The sequence below is a fragment of the Methanobrevibacter sp. genome (genome assembly GCF_030539875.1).
Taxonomy (GTDB): domain Archaea; phylum Methanobacteriota; class Methanobacteria; order Methanobacteriales; family Methanobacteriaceae; genus Methanocatella.
The window spans coordinates 39,225-62,334 of record NZ_JAUNXI010000002.1 but is presented as its reverse complement, the minus strand read 5'-3'; the positions used below and the strand labels follow the sequence as shown (position 1 = coordinate 62,334).

General features: G+C 32.7%; 26 protein-coding genes and 1 tRNA gene. 23 read left to right on the top strand and 4 right to left on the bottom strand.

The annotated features are described in order from the left end of the window. Positions 1–3 precede the first annotated feature (3 nt). Entirely contained in the window at positions 4–1,194 is a 1,191-nt protein-coding gene (locus Q4Q16_RS01200; protein ID WP_303345592.1) for a redox-regulated ATPase YchF, read from the top strand. A 167-nt stretch (positions 1,195–1,361) separates the two neighbouring features. Beyond that, entirely contained in the window at positions 1,362–1,718 is a 357-nt protein-coding gene (locus Q4Q16_RS01195; RefSeq protein ID WP_303345590.1) for a TIGR04076 family protein, read from the top strand. A 116-nt stretch (positions 1,719–1,834) separates the two neighbouring features. Here the strand turns inward: Q4Q16_RS01195 and Q4Q16_RS01190 are convergent, their stop codons facing one another. The 3 genes from Q4Q16_RS01190 to Q4Q16_RS01180 all read right to left on the bottom strand — a co-directional run bounded on the left by Q4Q16_RS01190 (position 1,835) and on the right by Q4Q16_RS01180 (position 4,338). Next, complete coding sequence (locus tag Q4Q16_RS01190) at positions 1,835–2,266, bottom strand: hypothetical protein (RefSeq protein WP_303345588.1); 432 nt, start codon at positions 2,264–2,266, stop codon at positions 1,835–1,837. A 239-nt stretch (positions 2,267–2,505) separates the two neighbouring features. Next, positions 2,506–3,687, bottom strand: coding sequence for a lipopolysaccharide assembly protein LapB (locus tag Q4Q16_RS01185; RefSeq protein ID WP_303345586.1), 1,182 nt, complete (start codon positions 3,685–3,687; stop codon positions 2,506–2,508). Between the two features lie 252 nt (positions 3,688–3,939). Further along, positions 3,940–4,338: a C-GCAxxG-C-C family protein gene (locus Q4Q16_RS01180; RefSeq protein WP_303345584.1), complete on the bottom strand. Its 399-nt coding sequence runs from the start codon at positions 4,336–4,338 to the stop codon at positions 3,940–3,942. Between the two features lie 89 nt (positions 4,339–4,427). Between Q4Q16_RS01180 and cfbD the strand changes: the two genes are divergently transcribed. From cfbD to Q4Q16_RS01135, 9 genes are all read left to right on the top strand, one after another. Then, entirely contained in the window at positions 4,428–5,498 is a 1,071-nt protein-coding gene (cfbD, locus tag Q4Q16_RS01175; protein ID WP_303345582.1) for a Ni-sirohydrochlorin a,c-diamide reductive cyclase catalytic subunit, read from the top strand. Then, positions 5,495–6,091, top strand: a complete 597-nt coding sequence (hisH, locus tag Q4Q16_RS01170; RefSeq protein WP_303345580.1) for an imidazole glycerol phosphate synthase subunit HisH — start codon at positions 5,495–5,497, stop codon at positions 6,089–6,091. Before cfbD ends, hisH begins: the two co-directional genes overlap by 4 nt. A gap of 2 nt (positions 6,092–6,093) precedes the next feature. Next, complete coding sequence (locus tag Q4Q16_RS01165; protein ID WP_303345579.1) at positions 6,094–7,458, top strand: AIR synthase-related protein; 1,365 nt, start codon at positions 6,094–6,096, stop codon at positions 7,456–7,458. A gap of 51 nt (positions 7,459–7,509) precedes the next feature. Then, positions 7,510–7,947 carry a hypothetical protein gene (locus Q4Q16_RS01160; protein ID WP_303345577.1) on the top strand — a complete coding sequence of 146 codons (438 nt, stop codon included), beginning with the start codon at positions 7,510–7,512 and terminating at the stop codon, positions 7,945–7,947. A gap of 51 nt (positions 7,948–7,998) precedes the next feature. Then, positions 7,999–8,072, top strand: a tRNA-Arg gene (locus Q4Q16_RS01155). Between the two features lie 21 nt (positions 8,073–8,093). Beyond that, a complete protein-coding gene (gene truD / locus Q4Q16_RS01150) occupies positions 8,094–9,350 on the top strand; it encodes a tRNA pseudouridine(13) synthase TruD (protein WP_303345575.1) in 1,257 nt (418 codons plus the stop codon). Between the two features lie 8 nt (positions 9,351–9,358). Further along, positions 9,359–9,748 (top strand): DUF126 domain-containing protein, encoded by a 390-nt coding sequence (locus Q4Q16_RS01145; protein WP_303345574.1) that lies wholly within the window; start codon positions 9,359–9,361, stop codon positions 9,746–9,748. Positions 9,749–9,756: 8 nt separating this feature from the next. Next, a complete protein-coding gene (locus Q4Q16_RS01140) occupies positions 9,757–10,968 on the top strand; it encodes an amidohydrolase family protein (protein WP_303345572.1) in 1,212 nt (403 codons plus the stop codon). Positions 10,969–10,987: 19 nt separating this feature from the next. Further along, positions 10,988–13,480: a copper-translocating P-type ATPase gene (locus Q4Q16_RS01135; protein WP_303345571.1), complete on the top strand. Its 2,493-nt coding sequence runs from the start codon at positions 10,988–10,990 to the stop codon at positions 13,478–13,480. Between the two features lie 23 nt (positions 13,481–13,503). Here the strand turns inward: Q4Q16_RS01135 and purB are convergent, their stop codons facing one another. Then, complete coding sequence (gene purB / locus Q4Q16_RS01130) at positions 13,504–14,853, bottom strand: adenylosuccinate lyase (RefSeq protein WP_303345570.1); 1,350 nt, start codon at positions 14,851–14,853, stop codon at positions 13,504–13,506. Between the two features lie 142 nt (positions 14,854–14,995). On the opposite strand from purB, the gene Q4Q16_RS01125 reads away from it, so the two are divergent. From Q4Q16_RS01125 to Q4Q16_RS01070, 12 genes are all read left to right on the top strand, one after another. Continuing rightward, positions 14,996–15,199 (top strand): helix-turn-helix transcriptional regulator, encoded by a 204-nt coding sequence (locus Q4Q16_RS01125; protein ID WP_303345568.1) that lies wholly within the window; start codon positions 14,996–14,998, stop codon positions 15,197–15,199. Between the two features lie 67 nt (positions 15,200–15,266). Beyond that, entirely contained in the window at positions 15,267–16,052 is a 786-nt protein-coding gene (locus Q4Q16_RS09265) for a lysostaphin resistance A-like protein (RefSeq protein WP_368660202.1), read from the top strand. A 23-nt stretch (positions 16,053–16,075) separates the two neighbouring features. Beyond that, positions 16,076–16,477 carry a hypothetical protein gene (locus Q4Q16_RS01115; RefSeq protein WP_303345565.1) on the top strand — a complete coding sequence of 134 codons (402 nt, stop codon included), beginning with the start codon at positions 16,076–16,078 and terminating at the stop codon, positions 16,475–16,477. A gap of 107 nt (positions 16,478–16,584) precedes the next feature. After that, complete coding sequence (trpD, locus tag Q4Q16_RS01110; protein ID WP_303345563.1) at positions 16,585–17,574, top strand: anthranilate phosphoribosyltransferase; 990 nt, start codon at positions 16,585–16,587, stop codon at positions 17,572–17,574. 145 nt (positions 17,575–17,719) lie between these two features. Continuing rightward, positions 17,720–18,454 carry a proliferating cell nuclear antigen (pcna) gene (gene pcn, locus Q4Q16_RS01105; protein WP_303345561.1) on the top strand — a complete coding sequence of 245 codons (735 nt, stop codon included), beginning with the start codon at positions 17,720–17,722 and terminating at the stop codon, positions 18,452–18,454. A gap of 58 nt (positions 18,455–18,512) precedes the next feature. After that, entirely contained in the window at positions 18,513–19,352 is an 840-nt protein-coding gene (locus tag Q4Q16_RS01100) for a hypothetical protein (protein ID WP_303345559.1), read from the top strand. Positions 19,353–19,567: 215 nt separating this feature from the next. After that, the gene (locus Q4Q16_RS01095; protein WP_303345557.1) at positions 19,568–19,846 is read left to right on the top strand and encodes a 50S ribosomal protein L44e; all 279 of its coding nucleotides are present in this window, start codon (positions 19,568–19,570) and stop codon (positions 19,844–19,846) included. A 9-nt stretch (positions 19,847–19,855) separates the two neighbouring features. Next, a complete protein-coding gene (locus Q4Q16_RS01090; RefSeq protein WP_303345555.1) occupies positions 19,856–20,035 on the top strand; it encodes a 30S ribosomal protein S27e in 180 nt (59 codons plus the stop codon). A gap of 61 nt (positions 20,036–20,096) precedes the next feature. Continuing rightward, complete coding sequence (locus Q4Q16_RS01085; protein WP_303345554.1) at positions 20,097–20,894, top strand: translation initiation factor IF-2 subunit alpha; 798 nt, start codon at positions 20,097–20,099, stop codon at positions 20,892–20,894. 6 nt (positions 20,895–20,900) lie between these two features. Beyond that, positions 20,901–21,059, top strand: a complete 159-nt coding sequence (locus Q4Q16_RS01080; RefSeq protein WP_303345552.1) for an RNA-protein complex protein Nop10 — start codon at positions 20,901–20,903, stop codon at positions 21,057–21,059. 13 nt (positions 21,060–21,072) lie between these two features. After that, positions 21,073–21,843 (top strand): proteasome assembly chaperone family protein, encoded by a 771-nt coding sequence (locus Q4Q16_RS01075; RefSeq protein WP_303345551.1) that lies wholly within the window; start codon positions 21,073–21,075, stop codon positions 21,841–21,843. Positions 21,844–21,921: 78 nt separating this feature from the next. Then, positions 21,922–23,106 carry a TIGR00375 family protein gene (locus tag Q4Q16_RS01070; RefSeq protein WP_303345549.1) on the top strand — a complete coding sequence of 395 codons (1,185 nt, stop codon included), beginning with the start codon at positions 21,922–21,924 and terminating at the stop codon, positions 23,104–23,106. Positions 23,107–23,110: the final 4 nt, after the last annotated feature.

The following is a 23,110-nucleotide window of genomic DNA, read 5'->3' as shown; positions in this document are numbered from 1 at the left end:
ATTATGCTTCAAATTGCAGTTTGTGGAAAACCGAATGTAGGAAAATCCTCTTTTTTTAATTCAGCAACAGCATCTGCAGTAGAAATGGCGAATTATCCATTTACAACAATCGATGCCAATAAAGCTGTTGCTCATGTAATTAAGGATTGTCCATGTAAAGAGTTAGAAGTTACCTGTAATCCTCACAATTCAATCTGTATAGATGGGAAAAGATTGTTGCCTATTGAATTAATTGATGTTGCGGGACTAGTTCCTGGGGCTCATGAAGGAAAAGGATTAGGTAACAAATTTTTAGATGATTTAATGCAAGCTAAAGTATTTATCCATGTTATCGATGCTTCAGGTTCAACAGATATTGAAGGAAATCCTGTTGATGCCGGAAGTCATGATCCATTAGAAGACATTCAATTTTTGGAAGAGGAAATTGTAATGTGGATGTATGGAATTTTATCAAGAAATTGGGTAAGGCTTGTAAGAAAGGTTGGTGCAGAACATTTGGATATTGCAAAAGTATTATTTGACCAACTGTCAGGTACTGGAATAGCTATTGAAGATATTATTGAGGCTAAAAGAAATATTGAACCTGATTATAATAAATGGGAAGAACAAGATTTAATTGACTTAACAAGGAATATTTTAAAAATTGCCAAACCAATGATGATTATTGCAAACAAAGCAGATCTGCCAACCTCAGCTAAAAATATTGAAAGAATTAAAGAAAAATATCCTAATGTGATTCCGACTTCAGCAGAATCTGAAATAGCACTTGTTAAAGCAGCAGAAGCAGGTTTAATTTCATATGTTTCAGGTGATGACCATTTTGAAATTTTACAGTCTGATAAGTTAAATCCTAATCAGCTTAAAGCACTTGAATATATTCAAACCAGCATTTTAGATAAATATGGAAGTACTGGAGTTCAGGATGCTCTAAATTATGGTATTTTCGAATTATTGAATAGAATAGTTGTTTATCCAGTTCAGGACGAAAACAAATACACAGATCAAAAAGGCAATGTTTTGCCGGATGGTTTTTTAGTTCCAAGCGGAACAACTCCAAGGGAACTTGCATACATTGTACACACTGATATTGGTGATAAATTCATGCATGCAGTTGATGCAAGAAAAAAAATGCGTGTAGCTAGTGATTATGAACTAAAAGACGGGGATATAATCAGTATTGTAACAAGAGGTTAAATTCTTTTTTAGGAAAATATTTTAAGTATACTTCATTTTTTCTATTTTAAAAAGAGTTTTACCTACAACTGAAACTTTTCTTAAATTTTTAAAAAGAAGGCAAAAAGATTTAAAGTTAAATTTCAGCAACGGATTAAATCATGTCATGATAAGAATTATGAGATGCAATGCCGAATATAAAAAATATTAAAGGCAAACGGGGATTTGTCATGAAAAAGGTAAGGATTACAGTCATGAGAAAAGTTAGGCATGATGATTTAATTGAGGAATATGAAAATCCTCTGGAACATGAATGTGATGTTGAAGAAGGGCAAGTTTTCATTGCAAACGGTTGGTTAAAACCGGATAATTTCTGTGATAGTGCATGGGAGAGTCTTTCACCTTTTGTAATGGCTCTAGCTAACGGAGCCAGTGATTTTTATGATGGTTGGATGAAGAATAAAAAATCTGCAATGATTTCATGTAATGACGGATTTAGGCCGGTAAGTTTTCTTTTAGAAACTTTAGATGAAGATGCAGAATAATCAGATTAATTAATTATCCTGCGGCATTTTAATCTTTGCTTTTATTGTTTATTTTTGATGGAGTTTAGATTTTCAGTTTAAACTTTTTATTAATCCATTAATTTGCCCATTTCTGACTAGAATAACTTTGGAGGTGCCGTCCTGTTCATTTCTCCTAATGCGATATCTGTACCTTTGGATATGTAATATTTTTTTAATTCATTGGTGTCATTTAAATAGTTATATACTGATAACTGCCAACTTCTAAAGTGAATTTGGAATTGATTTTTCTTAACATTTTCAAACTGAACAATGCAGTTTTCACCAAATTCTTCAAATATTTCTATCATTTCTATTTCAAAGCTTGATAATTCGGATTTGTGAAGCTCAAGATATTTATAATTAATTTTAAAAATAATATTTTTCTCATATTCGACAAACTCCAAAAAACCTTTTCGAACTAATTCATACATTCCGGCATTAAATCCATACAAATGGGGTATTCCAACTATGATTTCATCATCACAACATATTGCATTAACAATTACTGGATTGTCATGTGTTGGCAATTCCCTTGATAGATTATGCCGGTTTCATGGAATTCTTCACGACCGTACATTAAATAAATTATAACTGGAATTAAAAGTGTTATAAAAATTATAATTAAATATAAAAACACAAAACCACTTTTCAGATTTAATTTATAAGCTTTAAGCATATATATGCTATCGTTATGGGTACTGCAGTAATCTTCAGCATAATCTATTTTTGCATTATCTATTTGTTTTTTTAGACAAACAGTACATTCTTAAATGGTATTGATGTTTACGGCATTCATTTTTACTTCGTTTTTGGATTTGTCATATCCTTCTTTAAGGTAGAAACTAACGCTTGTCATTTCTCTAAACTGATTCATATTCCCTTTAAATTCATATTTTTTAAAGAAATAAGAGTTGCCCTCTTCACTTTGGATGAATCCTGCTTTTCCATGAGGCAATATTTTACTTATTATTCCATAATGGATTTCCTGATTTTTATATTTTAAATCATTCCAGAAATTTTTAAGATTGTTTTCAATTTTTAGATATTCCTTATTTTCAGTATCGAGACCTGCATTTTCAATTTTTTCAGTTAGCCTGTCATCGATTTTCCATTGTTTTTTAAGTCTAATGCTGTATTCCAAATATCTGTTCTGCATGGCCTCTTCGGGATATTCATCTTCAATTAAATCAGCAATCAATGAATAAACGTTTACTTTACTTTCACTTGGAGCAGTGGTTAGAGCAGCATCAATTGCATAAGATAATGAGTTTTCAAAATCTCCTTTGAAATAATAGCTATTTGCAATTTCAGCTTTAATATACCAATCTTGCTTTTTGGTTATAATTTCTTTAAGATATCCGATTGCCTCGTCATATTCTCCAATTTCATTTGCACACTTTGCCAATCTCCATTTAAACCAAATCTCATCAGTTAACTCATCTAATTGGAGTGCCTCTTTTGATAATTCATAACAGGCATCAACATCATCAAGCTTTAAAAGAGCTTTGGTTAATTGACTGTAATATTTCTCTTTATTGGAAGGGTATTTTCTACCATTAAAATCAATGGCTTTTGAACTTAAATAATCAGGATTAAGTGTTTCGGCCCACATCATCACTTCTTCAAAGTCATTATTTTTATTTAATGCTTCAAGGACTTTTAAAACAGCCAAAGTGTATGGGCATGGATATTTGCTGTTTTTTGTTTGGTCTTCTTGTTTTTTAAGCTTTGTAATTAACTCTCCATTTTCAACAATTTCATCAATATTTTCATTATTTTTAATGTATTTGTTGTATAAAATCCAACTAAAAGTAGTTTTATTAAATTCAGAGAAATCTTTAGGTGAAGTTTGCCAAAATTCTCTGAAAATATCTTCTGCTTCATCATTCCGGTTTTCTTTTCTGAATCTTTGAGCTAATTTCAATTTTTCTTTGGTAACGGCATCCATAAATAACACATCCTATGTTATATATATTTTGTTATTAACTTCATCCTATTTATAAATCTGTAATTATTGGATATTTTCAACAGCTTTTGTATAAAATATTCAAAATATCATTAAAAATTATGTTATTACACATTGCTTTTTTAAATCAATGTGCAATTTAAAAAAATTGAAAACTACACTTTTAAAACTTATATTAGAAAACTTATAGAAAATAGTATTTGTTGCATTATTTAATCATTATGGAGGTTTTTCTTATTCGCCCCACAAATCTGCAAGCTTATTTGCAATGAATACACAGCAGTCAACGCATTGGGATTTATCTTCTCCATTGCTGGTTATTGTACCGCAGCACACGCTTCCATATTCTTCTTTAAATGTCTTGAATATTTCTTTTGCATTATTTTTTATTTTTTCACAGTCATCTAAAGCCAATCCGTTTGCCATTAAAGCACCGGTAAGGGCACCGCATGTTCCTTCATCAAATGTTCCTCCGATTCCTCCTGCAAACCCGCAAGCTATTGTGGTCATTTCGCCCTGACTTATAGGGAGTTCCGCCACTTCACACAGGCCTGTTAATGTTGATTCAGAACAGCTTTTAGATTCCCTATACTGCCTGATTTTTTCCTCTAAAATTTTTTTGTCAAGTTTCATATTAAATCCCTTTTCTGTCAATTGTATAATTATATTAATTAAGAATTTTAAATAATTATTTGTTAAATTTATTATTAGGTGAAAAAGATATGCATCCAAGACCAAGTCCAATTGCAGCATCTCTTTATACTTTAAGAGACATGAATGTTGATGTTATAATTATGCACGGGCCTAATGGTTGTTGTTTTAGAACAGGAAGACTTTTAGAAAGTGACGGGGTGAGAGTCTTAACAACTGCAATGGCTGAAAATGATTTTATTTTAGGAGCCGGCGAAAAGCTTGAAGAAACTTTAATTAAAGCTTATGACATGTTCAATCCAGATTTAATGGGTGTTGTAGGCACTTGTGCAAGTATGATTATTGGTGAAGATTTAAAAGAAGCTATTTCTAATGCTGATTTGCCATGTACTGTCATACCTGTTGAATCTCACGGAGGATCTGGTGAAGGGGATAATACTGTTGGTGCAATTATGGTTTTAGAATCGGCAGTAGAATGTGGTGTTATCCTACAGGAAGAAGCTGATAGACAAATTAGAATGCTTGAAAAAGCTACTGAAGTTGAAAAAACTCGTGGAATGGCACAAGGGAAATACATTAAACCTGACTTTGGCGACTCCAAAGAAAAAGTTGCTAAAATCGTCGTCGAAGCTATTAGGGATGGTAAAAATGTAGCTTTTGTTCACAACGCCAAAAAAGAAACTTCATTTTTATTTGCAGATATTATCAATTTTGATTATAAAGAAATTGGGGATAATAAACCTATTATTGTTGCAAATCTTGATGAAAATATTGGTCTTGAAAGAATCAGAGGTCATGCAAGAAATATCAAGGAGGCCTTGCCAATGGATATTGATTATATTACTGGCGGGCTTGATGAATATCCGATTACAGGAAATATTGCGGCTGAATACTTAAAAGATAAGGATTTGGATTTGATTGTTGTATTTGGCGTTCCTCATGCATTTCCGATTGAAGAATTTGACACAGAATCCATTGCAATTACTGACGGGCCTCGTTTAGTGGAACCTTTAAAAGAATTGGGATTTACTCATGTTGTTGCAGAACTCGATGCACACTCAAAAACTCTAGGAACTGATGAAATTGTATTTTCTGACTTTGGTGGTATGATTAGATCAACAATTGGATGGTTGGACGAATGATTACGATTATTGATTATAAAAGCGGAAATTTAAAAAGTATTTCAAACGGATTTAAAAAAATTGGCGTTGATTACCAGATTACAGATGATGAGGAGGTCATTTCAGATAGTGACTATCTGGTTTTGCCGGGTGTAGGTGCATTTGGAAGCGCAATGGAAAATTTAAGACCATTTGAAGGTGTAATTCATGAACATGTTGCAGATGACAAACCGTTTTTAGGAATTTGTCTTGGCCAACAAGTTTTAATGAGTTCAAGTGAAGAAGCAATTGGTATTAAAGGACTGGATTTATTTAAAGGTCATGTCAAGTTATTGTCAGGGGATGTTAAGATTCCTCATATGGGCTGGAATAAGTTGAAGGTAGTTAATGATTCTCCAATATTGGAGGGAACCGATGGTGAATTTTTCTATTTTGTACACTCTTATCATGTTGTTCCGGATGATGAAAGCATCATTGCAGGTATTTGTGACTATGGTGGAGACATTGTAGCTAGTTTAAGTCAGAACAACTTGTTTTCAACACAGTTCCACCCAGAAAAAAGTGGAAGTGCTGGTCTTAAAATTTTAAAGAATTTTACTAATTTGGAGATATAACCATGGATATTGAAGGTTTTGTAAGGTCTAGAATTAATGATTATGATTATGATGAGTTAGCGAGTATTTTATCTGTAAGAATTAGGGAATATAAGAAAATTTCTGAAGAAAACTCTGTTGAAATGGCAAAAGCTGTTATTGATGAGGTTTCAACAACTCTTAAATTGCAGGAAAGCAATGATGAATTTTTAAAAGAAATAGCCAATGTTAACAAGGCGGATGTTTTAATGGGTGAAATGGGAGTAGGGTCCCGTGGAGCCGGTGACTTTTTTGTTCACAGAAAAATTGCAGAAATAGTTTCTTCAACCAACACAGCATCACTTGTAAATCCGTCAGAACAGGATGATGGAGGGGTTGTTAAAGCCAAAGCAAACAATGATGAAGTTTATATTACGACAGCTGTTGATGGAATCCATTCACGTTTAAGCGAATATCCATTTTTAGGAGGTTTTCACGTAACAAGAGCAACACTTAGGGATGTTTGTGTTATGGGTGCAGATCCTGTTGCAATTTTAAGTGATGTTCATTTGGCTGATGACGGGGATGTTGCTAAAATATTTGACTTTACAGCAGGTGTTGCGGCAGTATCCGAACTGGTCGATGTTCCTATTGTGGCCGGAAGCACATTGCGTGTCGGCGGTGACATGGTTTTAGGTGATAGATTTGTTTCTGCCGTGGGAAGTGTTGGTGTTTCAAACTATCCTCCAACTGCAAGGAAAGGAGCAACGGAAGGGGACGTTATTCTTTTAACTGAAGGTTCCGGTGGAGGAACTATTACAACAACTGCTCTATACAATGGATTTTTTGATGTTGTATGGGATACTATGAATGTAAACTTTGTTCAGGCATCACATGCTCTATTTGAAGCAGATTTGGTAAAGGATATTCATGCAATGACTGATGTGACAAATGGGGGGCTTAGAGGAGATGCTCATGAAATATCAAATACGACCGGTGTCGGATTGGAGTTTTATGAAAAAGAAATCAGGGACATGGTTGCTCCAAATGTATTAAATATGCTTGAAACTTTAAACATTGATCCTTTAGGTGTTTCAACCGATTCATTAATGTTAATAGCACCTCCGGAAATTATCGGCGATATCAAAAAGGCCGTTTCCAAATATAATGTGGCAATATCTGAAATAGGTGTTGTTAATAATTCTGGCGAACCGATTTTAATTAAAGAAGACTCCAGTGAGGAAAAACTCGTTCCATTATTCAGAGAAGCAGCATATACTAAAATTAAAAAGTTGGTTGGCGAGACAACTCCTGAAGACTTTGAAGAGATGAAAGAAAAAGTTCAAAAGGCTTCTGATGCAGCTATTGCTAAAAAAGAAAAAGTGATTAATCATATTCGTGCAAATTAATATTTGCACTCTTCCCTATTTTTTTAATATTTCAAAATTCTATTTTCATTCATGTTAGATGAAAAAGGATATTTCTACATTATTGATGCTGTTCTTGCCGTAATTCTACTTTTGATTGTATTTTTAATTGTGAATGCGGCCATTTCTATTCCTGGTCCAGATTATTCTTATGATTCACATAACATCAGAAATGCTCAGGATATAATGGAAATTTTAAGTGGGAAAGTGAATTTCACCGACAGGTCATTTCTTGGGTCTATTTCTAAAACCCTGGAAAAAAATAATAATTCAAAAAAATCAATTAAGGAAGTTTCAGGAATTTCCAAAGAAAAATTTAAAAGCTTTGATTTAAATAATTACAGATTTAGTGAGAATAACGTATTAAAAGGTGAAATATTATCTCAATCAGGAGATTACGCTAAGGCAGATAACGTTTCAGTAGCTACAAGAGAATATGGCAAGTATTCATATACCTTATCGGTATGGTAATTATTAAATACTATTAAAAGCAAATAGTTAGATGTTATCTTATTTTATTTAGCCCTGGTGGTGTAGTTTGGATAACACATGGGACTGCGGATCCCATTCCCCGGGTTCAAATCCCGGCCAGGGCATTATTATTTTCCGTGATTAATATGTTGAATGCTAATGCTTATGTTACAGCTCAAAAAGGTATTGGTGGCTCAATTAGAAACCAATATGAAGATTTTTACGTTGAAGAAATTCCTGAAATCGTTCCTGATGGTGAAGGACCTAATGTTTATGTGTGGATTGAAAAGTTAGGAAGAACCACTCTGGATGTTGTTTTAGATATTGCCCGTGATTTGCATATTTCAAGAAAAAGAATGGGCTTTGCAGGAATGAAAGATAAAAAAGCCATTACTCGCCAGTGGATTTGTATTGCAAATATGGATTCCGAGGAGCAATTCCAGCAAGTTGAAAACCTGGATATTTATAAAACTGATTTTTTAAAAGTTGTTCGGGGTCGTAAAAAACTCAGAATGGGTCAGCTTAAAGGGAATAAATTCAAAATTCTTGTTAAGGATTTGGATGACATTGAAAAAAGTGTAGATATTGCAAATGAGGTTTTAAAAGAGCTTCAATCAACCGGGGTTCCTAATTACTTCGGATGGCAAAGATTTGGAAAACCAAGAACAATAACTCATTTAGTTGGGGAGGCCCTTGTTGAAAACAATCTCGAAAAAGCTGTTGGAGTTTATATTGGCAATCCTCAGGGGGATGAATCAGATGAAAACCGGTTGGCAAGACAGGCCTATGATGATGGAAATTATGAAGAATCCCTTAATTTAATGGGTAAAGGAATGCGTTATGAAAAAATGATGCTTAAAGAATTGGTTAGGGAGTCAAAAAGAGGAGAATTAACAGACAAATCTTACATGAATGCATTGCATGCACTTCCAAAACCATTACAAAGAATGTTTGTTCATGCTTATCAATCTTATTTATTCAATGAAGCTGTAAGCAAAAGGGTTGAAATGGGAATCAACAAGTATGTTGAAGGGGATATTGTAATTGACACAGAAGACCATATTGTCCGTGATAAAACTTCTGAAGAATTTCAGGAATTGATAGATAACTTCAAAGCCAGTCCCACTTGTCCATTATACGGTACAAAAGTTCCTTTTGCTGATGGTGATGTTGGCGAGATGGAAAAAGATATTTTAAAAAATTATAATATTACAAAAGAAGACTTTGAAGTTTCAAAAATGCCTCGTTTGGGAAGCCATGGTCTTAGAAGATCCATGAGGTTCCAGGTATGGGATGCATCAGCTATTCCAACTGACGAGGGTGTTTTATGCGAATTTTCAATTGATAAAGGTTCTTATGCTACTGCTGTTTTAAGAGAAATAATGAAAAAAGATGTTATTTAGTGATGTATATGATTGATTGTAGAAGTATTGCAAAAGGAAAAGGAAAAGGGGAATTAATTGTTTCATCAGAACCGATTAGTTTTCTTGGTGGTGTTGATCCTAAAACTGGTGTAATAATTGATCCTACTCATGAATTGAAAGGAGAATGTATTAAAGATAAAGTACTGTTTATACCTGGTGGAAAAGGGTCTACTGTTGGCTCTTATGTTATTTTTCAAATGATGAAGAATAATACTGCTCCAAAAGCCATCATATGTCTTAATGCAGAGCCGATTATTGCAACTGGAGCTATCATGTCTGATATTCCGATGGTTGATTCACCTGCCAGAACTGAAGATTTAACCAATGGAGTTCTTGTTGAAGTTGATGGGAACGTCGGAACAATTGAAATATTGTAAGTGGTAATATGCAAACTCTAATTAAAGATGTAAATATCATCAATCCTGGAGAGGATATTAGAACTCATCAGAATGTTTTAATTGAAAATGGCACAATTAAAGAAATTTCATCAAAGAAAATATCTGCAGGTGATGTTGAAGTTATTGATGGGGAAGATAATTATTTGCTTGCGGGTTTTATTGACTGTCACAGTCACATTTTTGCAAAAGGATTTCACAAAGAAGAAAACATGGTAAATCCTTTAGGAATTCATTTTTTTAACGCTGTTCCTCATTCATTACAGACAATTAATGCTGGTGTTACTACAATTAGAGATTGCGGTTCTGCCGATTTAAGCTTTAAATTAGCTCAGCAGAGAAAGTTATTCATTGCCCCTAAAGTTCATTTGTCAGTTTCTCCTCTTGTAATGACTGGAGGACATTTTGATTTGTTCCTGCCTTCAGGATGGGATATGGAAATAACATATCCCGGATTTCCGAAAGGAAGATGTGATGGTGTTGAAGAAGTTTTAAAAAAGACTCGTGAAATAAAAAGAGCAGGGGCTGATTTTATCAAGGTAATGGCCAGTGGTGGTGTTTTAACAACAAATAACTCGCCTGAATTTTCACAATTTAATAAAAAAGAACTTAAAACTATTGTAAAAGAAGCTAATACAAATAATATGGAAGTTTCAGCACATTGTCATAGTTTAAAAGGTATGAATAATTGTATTGATGCGGGATTTTCATCAATAGAACACGGTACTTTCATTGATAAAAAAACTGCCTGTAAAATGGCTAAAAATAAAGTCAGTCTTGTTCCAACACTTTTGGTTCATCAGTTCCTATATGAAAACGGTTTTCCAAAATGGGACAACTATGCCGGTGAAAAAACAGCTAAATTAAAGGAAATAGTTAAAGTTCACAAAGAAAACATTTCTGTTGCATATCAGGAAGGAGTTAATATCCTAATGGGAACTGACAGCGGAGTTATTCCTCACGGACACAATTTGGAAGAGTTGTCTCTTTTAACTGATATTGGAATGTCAGAATCAGAAGCAATAGCTAGTGGAACTGTTAAAGCAGCTGAATTCTTGGGAAAAAATAATTTGGGCCAAATTAAGGAAAATTATGTTGCCGATTTAATCATTGTTAATTCTAACCCGTTAGATGATGTTTCTATTTTAAGTGATAATAGTAATGTTTTGCGTGTTTTGCAGGATGGTAATGTAGTTAAATAACTTTCGGGTTCGTGATAATATGGCAAGACTGAAAAGCATGGATTTACCAATTGAAGGAATGCATTGTGCTTCTTGTGTGTTAAGTGTAAATAAAACATTAGCCGGAATCGAAGGTGTGGAGGAAGCAGATGCTGATCTGGCATCAAATAAGTTACATATCATTGTAAATCCTAAAAAAATTTCTTATGAAGAAATAGAAAAACTTGTTAAAAACTTAGGTTTTGAACTTCGCTGTGACGAAATGACTTTAAAAATTCAGGGTATGCATTGTGCATCATGCACAATGAATGTTGAAAATTTTTTAATTAGATTAAACGGCATTTTTGATGTTAAAGCTGATTTAATATCTCAAAGTGCTAAAATAAAATATGACTCATCTAAAATAGATATTGCTGAAATTGAAAAAGTAATTAAATCTTTGGGATTTGAACTTTTAGGTATTGAAGGACAAACTGTAATCGATGAAGAGGCTAATTATCAAAAGGATTTAAAGGATAAGCTCATTAGAGTGGTTGTTGGTTTAACATTTTCAGCTATTTTAATGATTTTAATGTTCAGCTCTTGGGATCCTTTAATGGGAATTATTGCCAGTTTTAATGAGTCAAACGGGTTTAATATTTCATCAATGGGATTAATTTCCCTAATTGTGAGTATCGGACCATTTTTATACATTTCCATGCCTATCCTAAAAGCAGGATTTAATGGACTGGTTCATAAAAATCTGAACATGGATGTAATGTATTCTATGGGAATTCTTGTCGCTTATGCTTCAAGTATTTTTGGAACATTTGGAATTGTTCTTAATCACACTTTCATGTTTTATGATTCTGCTGTAATGCTTCCTTCTTTTTTAATGATTGGAAGATATTTGGAAGCAAGGGCTAAAAAAAGAACATCGGATTCAATTCGTGAATTGATTGGTCTTCAGCCAACTGTTGCAACATCAATTGATGTTGATAAAAATGGTGAGATTACATCTCAAAAAGAAGTATCTATTTCAGATATTGTTTTAGATGATTTATTGCTTGTAAAACCCGGTGAAAAGATTCCTGTTGATGGTGATGTTGTTGGTGGAAACTCTTATGTTGATGAATCAATGATTAATGGTGAACCAATTCCCAAAGCTAAAAAAGATGGTGAAGAAGTCTTTGCAGGAACAATCAATCAGGATGGAGTTTTATATATTAAAGCTAAAAAGATTGGAAAAGAAACAGTTTTATCAAATATTATTCGTCTAGTCGAAAAAGCACAATCTTCAAGACCTCCTGTTCAAAAATTCGCAGACACAGTCGTTACATACTTTATTCCGACCATCTTAACAATAGCTGTTGCAGTTTTCCTAATTTGGTATTTCCTGTTAGATGAAACATTACTGTTCTCATTAACATGTTTGATTTCTATTTTGGTAGTGGCATGTCCATGTGCATTAGGTCTTGCAACTCCAACTGCAGTTACTGTAGGTGTTGGAAGAGCTGCAGAATTTGGTATTTTGATTAAAAACGGAGATACTTTAGAAAATGCAGGAAAAATTAATGTGGCTGCATTTGATAAAACCGGAACTATAACTGAAGGAAAACCTGAAATCGATGATGTTATTTCGTATGATAGTTCAAATGAAGATTTAATCAGACTAGCTGCAAGCATTGAGCAAAATTCTACTCATCCAATTGCTAAAGCCATTGTAAACAAGTCCAAAGAGATGAAAATGGAATTGGAACAAACTGCCGATTTTGAAAATATAACTGGAAAGGGCATAAAGGCTAAAATTAATTCTAAAGAAGTTCTTGCAGGTAATCTTTCATTAATGGAGCTTGAAAATGTCGAAGTTCCTTCCAACGTGCTTGACAAGTATTGTGAACTTGAAAAATTATCTAAAACCATTATCTTTTTTGCTGAAGATAAAGTTGTTAAAGGTATTATAAGTCTGTCTGATAAGGTTAAATCAACTTCTAAAAGGACAATTGAAGAATTGCACCATATGGGCATTGAAACATATATGCTAACTGGGGATAACGAAAATACTGCATTAAATGTTGCTGGGGATGTTGGAATTTCTAATGTAAAAGCAAATGTTTTGCCTGAAAACAAATTGGAAATTGTTAGAGAAATTCAGAATAACAATAAAAAAGTTTTATTTGTTGGAGACGGTATTAATGATGCTCCTGCACTTACACAAGCAGATATTGGTGTAGCCATGGGAAACGGCACTGATATTGCTATGGAAAGTGGGGATATTGTTGTTATGGAAGGAGACTTGGAAAATGTTGTTGCTGCTATTCAATTTTCTAAAAAAGTAATGAAGAGAATTAAAGAAAATATTTTTTGGGCATTTGCATACAATTCAATTCTGATTCCAGTTGCAGCAGGCGTTTTATATCCTGCATTTGGAATAACATTCAAACCGGCATTAGCAGGTCTTGCAATGGCATTAAGTTCCGTAACTGTTGTTTCTCTTTCATTATTGCTTAAAAGATATGTTCCGGAAATAAAAAGAAAAAAAGTAATTAATTGATTTCAATCAATTAATTTTAAATTTTAAAACCATTCTTCTGATTTTTCAATTAATTCATCAATAATGGTTGGTATGGATCCAATATATGTGTGAGGGTCCATTATTTTGTCAACATCTTCTTTAGTCAAGTATTTTTTAACTTCTTCGTCTTCTAAAATCAACTCACCAAGTAATAATTTTTCTTTATTGGCTTTAATAGCGTTTTTTCTTACAATTCCGTATGCAGTTTGTTTTCCCATTCCTGCACGGGTAAGTTCGGCCATCAATCTTTCAGCCATAATTAAACCGTTGGTGAAGTTCAAGTTTCTTTCAATATTTTCATCATAGAATACAAGATTGCTCATTAATTTGATTGTTAAATTTAAGATATAATCGGTTAAAATACAGCTTTCCGGAAACATTATTCTCTCACAAGAGGAATTTGTCAAATCTCTTTCATGCCAAAGAGGGTTGTTGTCTAATGCTGCATTTACATAGGATTTGATTATTCTTGCAACACCACAAATTCTCTCAGCAGTAATAGGATTCATTTTGTGAGGCATGGTACTGCTTCCCACTTGTTTTTCAGGATCGAAGTACTCTCCCAATTCCATAATTTCAGTTCTTTGCAAGCTTCTGATTTCTAATGCAATTTTATCTAAAGTACTTGCAATATTGGCCAATACGCTCATGAATTCAACGTGGTTGTCTCTTTGAACAACCTGGTTTGTGATTGTTGCTGCAGGCAAACCCAATATTTCAGCAACGGTCTTGTGGATTTCCCATCCTTGTTCTCCTAATGCAGCTGTAGTACCAACGGCTCCGTCCATCATTCCGATACAAACATTTGTCTCGGCATTTTCTAGTCTGTCGTATTGTCTGTGGAGTTCATCTGCCCATAATCCGAATTTCATTCCGTAGGTTGTTGGAAGTGCGTGCTGTCCGTGTGTACGTCCAATGCAGACTTTCATTTTATTTTCACTAGCTAAATCCAGCATTATTTTTGTCAATCTTTCTAATTTTTCTTTTAATACTGTAATTGAATCTTTAAGTAATAATGAATTTGAACTGTCGACAATATCATTGGATGTTGCTCCAAAGTGCACATATTCTCCGGCACCATTTTCACAAACTTCAGTGATTCCTTTTGATAATGCAGCAATATCGTGATTAGTTTCAGCTTCAATAGCTTTCACTCTTTCCAGCTTAACGTATTTTGTGTTAGCTTTTGCAGAAATTTCATCAGCAACTTCTTGAGGGATTATTCCGAGTTTACCTTCAGCTTGAGCCAATGCAGATTCCACATCCAACATTCTTTGCAATTTGTTTTCTTCTTCCCAAATCTCTTTCATTTCAGGAGTCCCATATCTAAATTCAATAGGGTGTATAGCCATTTTTTATCATCTCACATTAGTTAAGTAACAATATATAATTTTACTTTTAATAGTATTATATTTAAGTATTTTATAAGAAAAATTTATATATGTTCCATATAAAGAAATAAAAAACACTATTAGTATTTTAATAGGTGATTATTTGGATACTAAAATACGGCAGTTGCGCCAGAAAAAAGGCATAACTCAACAACAACTGGCCGATTTGGTTGGTGTAACTCGTCAGACGATAAATGCTTTGGAAAATGCACGATACAATCCATCCTTATTATTAGCATATCATATAACTAAATCATTGGATAAAAAAAGCATTGAAGATGTCTTTATCTTCAATGAGGATGATTAAGTAAATATATGTTCTGTTATTTTTATGTTATAGCCTATTTTATAAAAAATTTTTTTATTTTGATAGCATGTCTTTGTTCAACGATAAACTTAAAGATATTAGTTTAAAAGATTTATTAATTCTTGTTATATTTTTGGCAGTAATTCAAGTTTCTTTTGATTATTTCAGCGTTGCCAGAATAGATGTAATCTGGATTTATATTTTTTTAATTTTATTTTTCATATTTAAGTTGGGTGGAGACTTTAACAGTTTCAAACAGGACTTTTTTAAGGTCTTTACAAAAAATTCATTAAGGGAAATCCTATGGTTTGTAGTTCTGAATGTTTTTATTTCTTATGGGATGCTTTACATATCAAATTTCAGTTTACACGCATTTCCATTTTTAAATCAATTAGTGAATTTACAGTTCTCATCGCTTTATATAAATAACTCTTTATTTATTTTTGGAGGTTTTATAACTACAGTGTTTTTTTCACCAATTTTAGAAGAGTTGATTTTTAGAGGAGTTTTGTTAAATAAGTTAAGTGCATTTACATCTATTTCATTTTCAATAGTAATTTCTTCATTATTATTTGCATTTTTACATAGTTTTGGATCTGTCACATCAGCATTTATTTTTGCAATTTGTATGGCGATTTTATACTTAAAAACGGGCAATATACTTGTCCCGATTTTTGCACACTTTTTAAATAATTTGATAGCTGAATGCATTGTTATTTTGGATATTAACAACATTCTGTTTACCAACGGCATTGTTATGCTGATAATGTCTCTTCTGGCTGTTCTCTGCTTTATTTTCATTTCAATTTCAATAAAGCATCAATGGGATATTTTAAATAATAATGAAATATAGAATATTTCTAAAGGAGTTTTATTATGGACTTAAGAAAAGTGGGTATTATTTTAATATTTGTCGGAATTTTTATTACTGTTCTTTTTGTAAATAATGATAAGATTTTTGTTCCTGCGCTAACTGTAACTGTTTTGGGATTTTTTGTAACTGTTGTAGGTTTTGTTATTGAAGTTAGAAAACAAAAAGTTAAAAATGATAAATTGGATAAGGATATCAGTTTGGTTCTCCAGCCGTTAATTACAAAATATTCAAATTTAAATCAGCAGTACAGCCGTGAATTTGAAGGGGAAGAATATGATAAAAAAAGGTTTCAGTTAAATAGGGATTTGGAAAAAGAAATCGCTGAAAAATTACCTTATTTGGAAAACAGGGAAATTAAAAAAATCGTAATTCAGTTTAGTCAACAACAAGACAAAATGAATTAATTTTTTTTAAACCGAAACAAAATGTACATTTTATTACAACAAAGGTTATGATGGTGCATTGTAAAGAATAATATATTGCTCAGGTAATTCTACAAAAAGGAGATATCATGATAAAAGAAGCTATTTTAAAAGTATGTGATCATCAGGATTTAACTTATGATGAAGCATATATGGTTATGGATGAAATCATAAGTGGTGAGGTGAGTGAAACCCAAATCGGAGCTTATTTAACTGCAATGTCTATGAAAAGAGAAACAATAGATGAAATGACTGCTTCTCTTAAAGCTTTGAGGGCTCATTGTGTAAGGTTGCTGGATGATAGGAAAGTTTTAGAAATTGTTAAAGCAGGCAGTGAATCTCTTTTTGATATTTCAACTATTTCATCAATCGTCATATCTGCTGCAGGGGTTCCCGTTGCAAAACATGGCATTCTGGATTCAAACAGCTATGACTCCGGAAATGTTTTAGAGGAATTGGGTGCAAATATTCACATTGAACCTGAAAAATGCTTAAGATGCTTAGATGAAATTGATTTGTGCTTTTTGTTTCCTCAAAACTATCATCTGGCAATGAGATATATTGATAACATTTCTAAAGAACTTCCGATAAAAACAATATTTGACACTCTTGCTCCTTTAACAAATCCCTCCGGAGCCAGAATGTTGATGTTGGGGGTTAGTGAAAAAAACGTTGCCGAACCGATAATAAATGCATTGAAGTATTCGGATGTTGATTCTGCTGTGGCAATTTATGGAATGGATGAGATTTTACTTGATGATGAAACTTTTGTATGCGAACTCAAGGGAGGTAAAACAATAACTTATGAAATTTCGCCAGAATATTTTGGAATGGAATCTGCATCTAGAAAAGACCTTGAAGTTGAAAATCCGCACAAAAATGCTGAAATTGCATTATCAATATTAAATGGTCAAAAAGGACCAAAAAGAAATGCAGTTGTTCTGAATTCTGCAATTGGTTTATATGTTGCAGATAAAGTCGAATCATTAAGGAAAGGTGTTGAACTGGCTGTAGAGCTAATCGATTCGAAAAGAGCATTAAAACAGCTTGAAAAATTCATTGAGTTTACAAACAGCTAATTTATTTTAAAATTAATATGATGATGTCCTTGCCGGTATTTCATAACTGAAGAACATATGTGATTTTAAAAAATATTGTATAAAAAGATAAACTTATTATATATTAAAAACAAATATATGTGTATTATTGATAAGAGGATTATTTATGTTTAAAGCAGAATTAAGTGATTCTAGTATATTAAAAACCAGTTTTGATGCTATTTCTTCAATTGTTGATGAAGTACAAATTCAAACTGATAGTGAAGGTATGAGATTAGATGCCTTAGACCGTAGTCACATAACTTTTGTTCATTTAGAACTTAAATCTAGTTTATTTGATGAATATGTTTGTGATGTTCCTGAAAAGATTAATATCGATACTGATGAATTTATGAAAATTCTTAAAAGAGCCAAATCACAGGACAGGGTACTGCTGTCTGTAGATGAAGGTAATTTCATCATTACTTTTGAAGGTGACGCTACAAGAACTTTTAAAATAAGATTAATTGATATAGAATATGATAATCCAGTTCCACCTCAAATTAATCATCCGACTTCTTTTAAAGTTCGTTTTTCAATCCTAAAAGATTGTATTAATGATATTGATATTTTCTCAGACAAAATTGCTTTGCAAGTTGATGAAGATTACTTTATGGCATCTGCTGATGGCGAATTCGGTGATGCAAGTATCAAATATCTTCATGGCGAAAATATTCAAGAACATGCAAAATCTCTATTCTCATTAGACAAGATTAGAGAAATGCTTAAAGCAGATAAATTTTCAGAGGAAGCTGAAATTAGTTTAGGTACCGATATGCCTTTAAATTTAACTCTTAATATGGTTACTGGTGATGGTAAACTCAGTTTCTTGCTTGCTCCTAGATTGGAAACAGATGATTAATTTCATTTGTCCTATCCTTTTTTTATTTTTAAAAAGACAATTTTAGAGATGGTATTAAGTGGATCAGTTTTATCAGGAATTGCGGAAAATTCAAAAGAAAGAGCGTAATAATGCTATTTTAGCCCGTGTAGATGAGGATTTTTATACCACAATTCATGAGTTTTTAGATGGGCTAAGACAAGAAGCAATTAGGGATCCATTTTCCAATATTCATGGTATGCTTAAAGAAGCTCAGAGGATTGCAACAGAGATTTGCGAGAGGAGAGAACACAAAATCACTGATGCTGCAGTTGTAAACATTCAGAGATCATATCATTTATTTACCGGCAAACCTAAATTTGATTTAATAGACACCACTCCTCTTAATTTAACTCCAGAGGAGGAAAAATTTTATTTTTCATTAATTGATACATTGAAAAATCATAGGGAAGGTATCTCTTTAGAAAAATTATCAGATGATGAAAAAGAGCGTAGTAAAAAGGTTATTAAACCAAAAGAAACTCAGGCCAATACCCTTATTTCAAAACCTGAACAAGAAAAAGGCAGTGGTTTGAACAAAATCAGTAAAGAAAAACCTGTTAAAAAAGAACAGATTAGTGTTGCTGAGCCTAAAGTAACTCCAACTCCAAAACCCGAAGCAAAAAAAGTTCCCAAGAAAAATATCGAAGATAATCCTAATGCTTTTGATGAGCAAGATGAAGTTTATGATTTTGAATCTGCAAAATTGGCTAAAGACACAGAACTTGTTACAATGCTGGTCTTTGATGAAATTAATGCTATTGTTGGTGTTGATGAAAAGATTTACGGTCCTTTTAGACCTCAGGATCTGGTAACCTTGCCTTTGATAAATGCAAAAGTGTTTTTCAAAAATAGAAAGGGTCGCCTAGTTAAAATTTAACTTTTTCCATTACCTTTAAATAACTAAATAAATATACATATTATATGTATCTATTTGTGATAATAAAAAATTATATTTTTATATAATTTGGATTTTTGCTGTGTGTAGACTTGATGCGTTACAGTACAGTTTCAATCTCTACGTTTTTTAATATAAATTAGATTTGGATAAATTCATGGATAGGTTTACAATGATTTATTAATTACGGTGAAATTATGAAAATACCAAAAGAAAAAAGAACATACTGTCCTCACTGTAAAAGACACACTATGCACGAAGTTCACACTTCCAAAAAAAGAAAAGCTAGTGAATTAACCTGGGGACAAAGACAATTTAGACGTGTAACTGCTGGTTATAGAGGTTACCCAAGACCTTTGCCTGCTGGAAACAAACCAGTTAAAAAATTAGATTTAAGACTCAAATGTAAAGAATGTGGAAAATCTCACATTAAACAATCATTCAGAACTGGAAAACCTGAATTTGTAGCTAAATAGGTGATTAACATGGTTAGTAATGGTAGAGGAAACTTTTTAAAAGTTAAATGTTTAGATTGTGATAATGAACAAGTTATATTTGATCGTGCAGCTTCTGATGTAAAATGTATTATTTGTGGCAAAACCCTCGTCAAATCTCGTGGGGCTAAAGCTAAAATCACTGCACATATTGAAAAAGTTTTAAACTAAATTTTTAGTTTTAACTTCTTTTTTACTATTTTTTATACTTTTTAATAATGTTGGTGAGAGTATGGTAAGAAAAAGTCAAGAATGGCCTGATGAAGGAGAACTTATTGTCGGTACTGTTTACAAAGTTCTTAATTATGGGGCTTTTGCTAAATTAGAAGAATATCAGGGCAAGGAAGCTTTTATTCATATCTCTGAAGTATCTTCTGGTTGGGTAAAGAATATTAGAGATCATGTAAGGGAAAATCAAAAGATTGTTTGTCGTGTTCTCAGAGTTAACCCTAAAAAAGGGCATGTGGATGCTTCTTTAAAAAGAATCCGTGAAGACCAAAGAACTAAAAAAATCCAACATTGGAAAATCGAGCAAAAAGCTGAAAAATTCTTAGAATTATCTGCAAAATCATTAGATAAAAGTTTAAATGATGCATATGATGAGGTAGGTTACGAACTTATGGACATCTTTGGTGATGTTTATGGTGCTTTTGAAACCGCTTCTGAAGAAGGTCCAGAACCACTTACTGAAGAAGGAATTCCTCAGGATTGGGCTGATGCTATAACTGAAGTAGCTAAAAGAAATATTACTCCTCCTGAAGTTCACATTAGTGGTTATGTCGACATTGAAACTTTTGTATCAAATGGTGTCGAAATTATCATTGCAGCTCTTAAAGCAGCTGAAGATAATGGTGATGAAGAGGAAGAAATTAAAGTCCAATGTGTTGGTGCTCCTAGATATAGGATTACTGTAAAATCTACTGATTATATATTGGCTGAAAAAGCTCTTAAAGCTGCAGCTGATAGATGTATTGCAGTTGTTGAAGAATCTGGTGGTAACGGTTCTTTCCTAAGAGAGTTAGATAATTAGATTCTTATGAATATGAAAATGAAGAAATGTCCTGAATGCGGAATTTATACTTTAAAGGATTCCTGCCCTAAATGTGGCGGTGGACTTAAAGTAATTTATCCGCCTAAATTTTCTGTTGAAGATAAATATGGGAAATATCGTCGTATATTGAAAAAAAATCAATGAAGGAGAAATATACGTGAATGTTGCTGAAATAAATGTTTTAGAAGAAATCGAACTTGAAAATCCTATTTTCATTGAAGCATTACCTGGTCTTGGACACGTTGGTAAATTAGCTGCTGATCATATGATTGACGAATTAAATGCAACTAAATTTGCTGAAATCTATTCTCCAACTTTTCCGCCTCAAGTTCTTATTCAAGAAGATGGAATAATCGGCAATATGGTCAATGAGCTATATTATTTAAAAGATGTTGGTGAGGATAATTTTGATTTAATTATTCTTGTTGGTAACACTCAGGCTTTGTCTCCAGAAGGACAATACATGATTTGTAATGATATTTTAGAATTTATCAAAGGTTATGGAGTAAATAGAATTTTCACTCTTGGTGGAATGGCTGTTCCTCAGCCTGTTGAAAATCCTAAAATCTTCGGTGCGGCTACTGATGAGGCAAATGTTGAATTATTAAAAGAAGCTGAAATCGAAATCAGGTCTAATGATGGAGGTATTGTTGGTGCTTCTGGCTTATTTTTAGGTTTGGGAGTCCGTCAGGGAATTCAGGGATGTTGCCTTATGGGTGAAACTCCAGGATATTTCATTGATGCAGAGTCTGCCGAAGCTATTTTGAAAAAATTATCATTATTGCTTAACTTTGAGATTAATACTGATAAATTAGACGAAAGAGCTGAAGAAACCAGACAAATGATTGCTAAAGCTCAACAAATGGAACAGGATATGATTGCTAAAGCTAATGCTGGAAATGCTGACGATTTGAGATATATTGGATAAATTTCAATATATTTTACTATTTTTATTTACTTTTTTTAATTGATAATTTAATATAATTTTAATTTCTAACATTTAATCATGTTAGTTAATGCTGATTTTCATGTTCATAGCTGTTTTTCAATGGCATCTTCAAAAGACATGCTGATAAAGAATATGGCTCCCAAATCTAAATTGAAAGGTTTAAATCTTTTAGGAACCGGAGATGCTTTTCATCCAGGCTGGCTGGATATTGTTGAAGAAAGCACTATCTATTCCGGTGATGGAATTTACAGTGCAGAGGGTATGGATTTTGTTTTGACAAGTGAAGTTGAAGGGAAAAACAGAATTCATCATTTAATCATTATTCCAAATATTGATGCTGCCCGTGAGCTATCGCAGAGGCTTCCATCAAAAAATAAGGAAATTGACGGAAGGCCCAAAACAAATTTATCCGGTGCCGAACTTTTAGAGTTGGTTCGTGAATATGACTGTTTGATTGGTCCGGCACATGCCTTTACTCCATGGACTGGAATGTATAAATCATATAACAGTATTTATGATTGTTATGAGAAAAAAGTGGATTTTGTAGAGTTGGGTTTGTCTGCTGATACATTTATGGCCGATAGAATCTCTGAACTTAAAGACTTTTCTTTTCTTTCTAATTCTGATGCCCATTCTCCATGGCCTCATAGACTGGGCAGGGAATTTAATCAAATTAAGCTTAAAGATATTTCATTTTCTTCAATAAAACATGCATTTAAACATAATAAAATTAAAGCAAATTATGGGCTGGTTCCAAACTTGGGAAAGTATCACATGACTGCATGTACTAAATGCTATAAATTGGTTGATCCTTTAATGGCTCATGAAAACAAGATGAAATGTAGTTGCGGAGGAACAATTAAAAAGGGTGTGGATTATCGAATTTCTGAAATTGCCGATTATAATTATCCGAAACACCCGGATTTTAGGGCAGAATACATTCATTTAATGCCATTAGCAGAGATTATTTCCACTATTTATGAAAAGGGAGTTACTACCAAAACCGTTCAGGGCAAATGGCAGGAATTAATAGATGGGTTTGGCAGTGAAATCGATGTTTTAATAAATGCTCCATTAGAAAATATTGAAAAAACAGATTCAAATGTCGCTTCAGCTATTAAATCATTTAGAAATAATGAGATTGACATTATTCCCGGTGGAGGAGGCAGATATGGTCAGATTTCATTTGAAAAGTTAAAAAAAGAAAATAACTCCAATATTGTTACTTTGGATAATTTTTAAAAAC

What these genes read in the sequence shown, in the direction of transcription:
- Q4Q16_RS01180 (WP_303345584.1), bottom strand. Translation starts at nt 4,338, where the DNA reads ATGAAACTTGACAAAAAAATTTTAGAGGAAAAAATCAGGCAGTATAGG.
- purB (WP_303345570.1), bottom strand. Translation starts at nt 14,853, where the DNA reads ATGGCTATACACCCTATTGAATTTAGATATGGGACTCCTGAAATGAAA.
- Q4Q16_RS09265 (WP_368660202.1), top strand. Translation starts at nt 15,267, where the DNA reads ATGTCTTTGTTCAACGATAAACTTAAAGATATTAGTTTAAAAGATTTA.
- pcn (WP_303345561.1), top strand. Translation starts at nt 17,720, where the DNA reads ATGTTTAAAGCAGAATTAAGTGATTCTAGTATATTAAAAACCAGTTTT.
- hisH (WP_303345580.1), top strand. Translation starts at nt 5,495, where the DNA reads ATGATTACGATTATTGATTATAAAAGCGGAAATTTAAAAAGTATTTCA.
- Q4Q16_RS01070 (WP_303345549.1), top strand. Translation starts at nt 21,922, where the DNA reads ATGTTAGTTAATGCTGATTTTCATGTTCATAGCTGTTTTTCAATGGCA.
- Q4Q16_RS01135 (WP_303345571.1), top strand. Translation starts at nt 10,988, where the DNA reads ATGGCAAGACTGAAAAGCATGGATTTACCAATTGAAGGAATGCATTGT.
- Q4Q16_RS01145 (WP_303345574.1), top strand. Translation starts at nt 9,359, where the DNA reads ATGATTGATTGTAGAAGTATTGCAAAAGGAAAAGGAAAAGGGGAATTA.
- Q4Q16_RS01115 (WP_303345565.1), top strand. Translation starts at nt 16,076, where the DNA reads ATGGACTTAAGAAAAGTGGGTATTATTTTAATATTTGTCGGAATTTTT.
- Q4Q16_RS01085 (WP_303345554.1), top strand. Translation starts at nt 20,097, where the DNA reads ATGGTAAGAAAAAGTCAAGAATGGCCTGATGAAGGAGAACTTATTGTC.
- Q4Q16_RS01165 (WP_303345579.1), top strand. Translation starts at nt 6,094, where the DNA reads ATGGATATTGAAGGTTTTGTAAGGTCTAGAATTAATGATTATGATTAT.
- cfbD (WP_303345582.1), top strand. Translation starts at nt 4,428, where the DNA reads ATGCATCCAAGACCAAGTCCAATTGCAGCATCTCTTTATACTTTAAGA.
- trpD (WP_303345563.1), top strand. Translation starts at nt 16,585, where the DNA reads ATGATAAAAGAAGCTATTTTAAAAGTATGTGATCATCAGGATTTAACT.
- Q4Q16_RS01200 (WP_303345592.1), top strand. Translation starts at nt 4, where the DNA reads ATGCTTCAAATTGCAGTTTGTGGAAAACCGAATGTAGGAAAATCCTCT.
- Q4Q16_RS01160 (WP_303345577.1), top strand. Translation starts at nt 7,510, where the DNA reads ATGTTAGATGAAAAAGGATATTTCTACATTATTGATGCTGTTCTTGCC.
- Q4Q16_RS01185 (WP_303345586.1), bottom strand. Translation starts at nt 3,687, where the DNA reads ATGGATGCCGTTACCAAAGAAAAATTGAAATTAGCTCAAAGATTCAGA.
- Q4Q16_RS01140 (WP_303345572.1), top strand. Translation starts at nt 9,757, where the DNA reads ATGCAAACTCTAATTAAAGATGTAAATATCATCAATCCTGGAGAGGAT.
- Q4Q16_RS01080 (WP_303345552.1), top strand. Translation starts at nt 20,901, where the DNA reads ATGAATATGAAAATGAAGAAATGTCCTGAATGCGGAATTTATACTTTA.
- Q4Q16_RS01195 (WP_303345590.1), top strand. Translation starts at nt 1,362, where the DNA reads ATGCCGAATATAAAAAATATTAAAGGCAAACGGGGATTTGTCATGAAA.
- Q4Q16_RS01095 (WP_303345557.1), top strand. Translation starts at nt 19,568, where the DNA reads ATGAAAATACCAAAAGAAAAAAGAACATACTGTCCTCACTGTAAAAGA.
- truD (WP_303345575.1), top strand. Translation starts at nt 8,094, where the DNA reads ATGTTGAATGCTAATGCTTATGTTACAGCTCAAAAAGGTATTGGTGGC.
- Q4Q16_RS01090 (WP_303345555.1), top strand. Translation starts at nt 19,856, where the DNA reads ATGGTTAGTAATGGTAGAGGAAACTTTTTAAAAGTTAAATGTTTAGAT.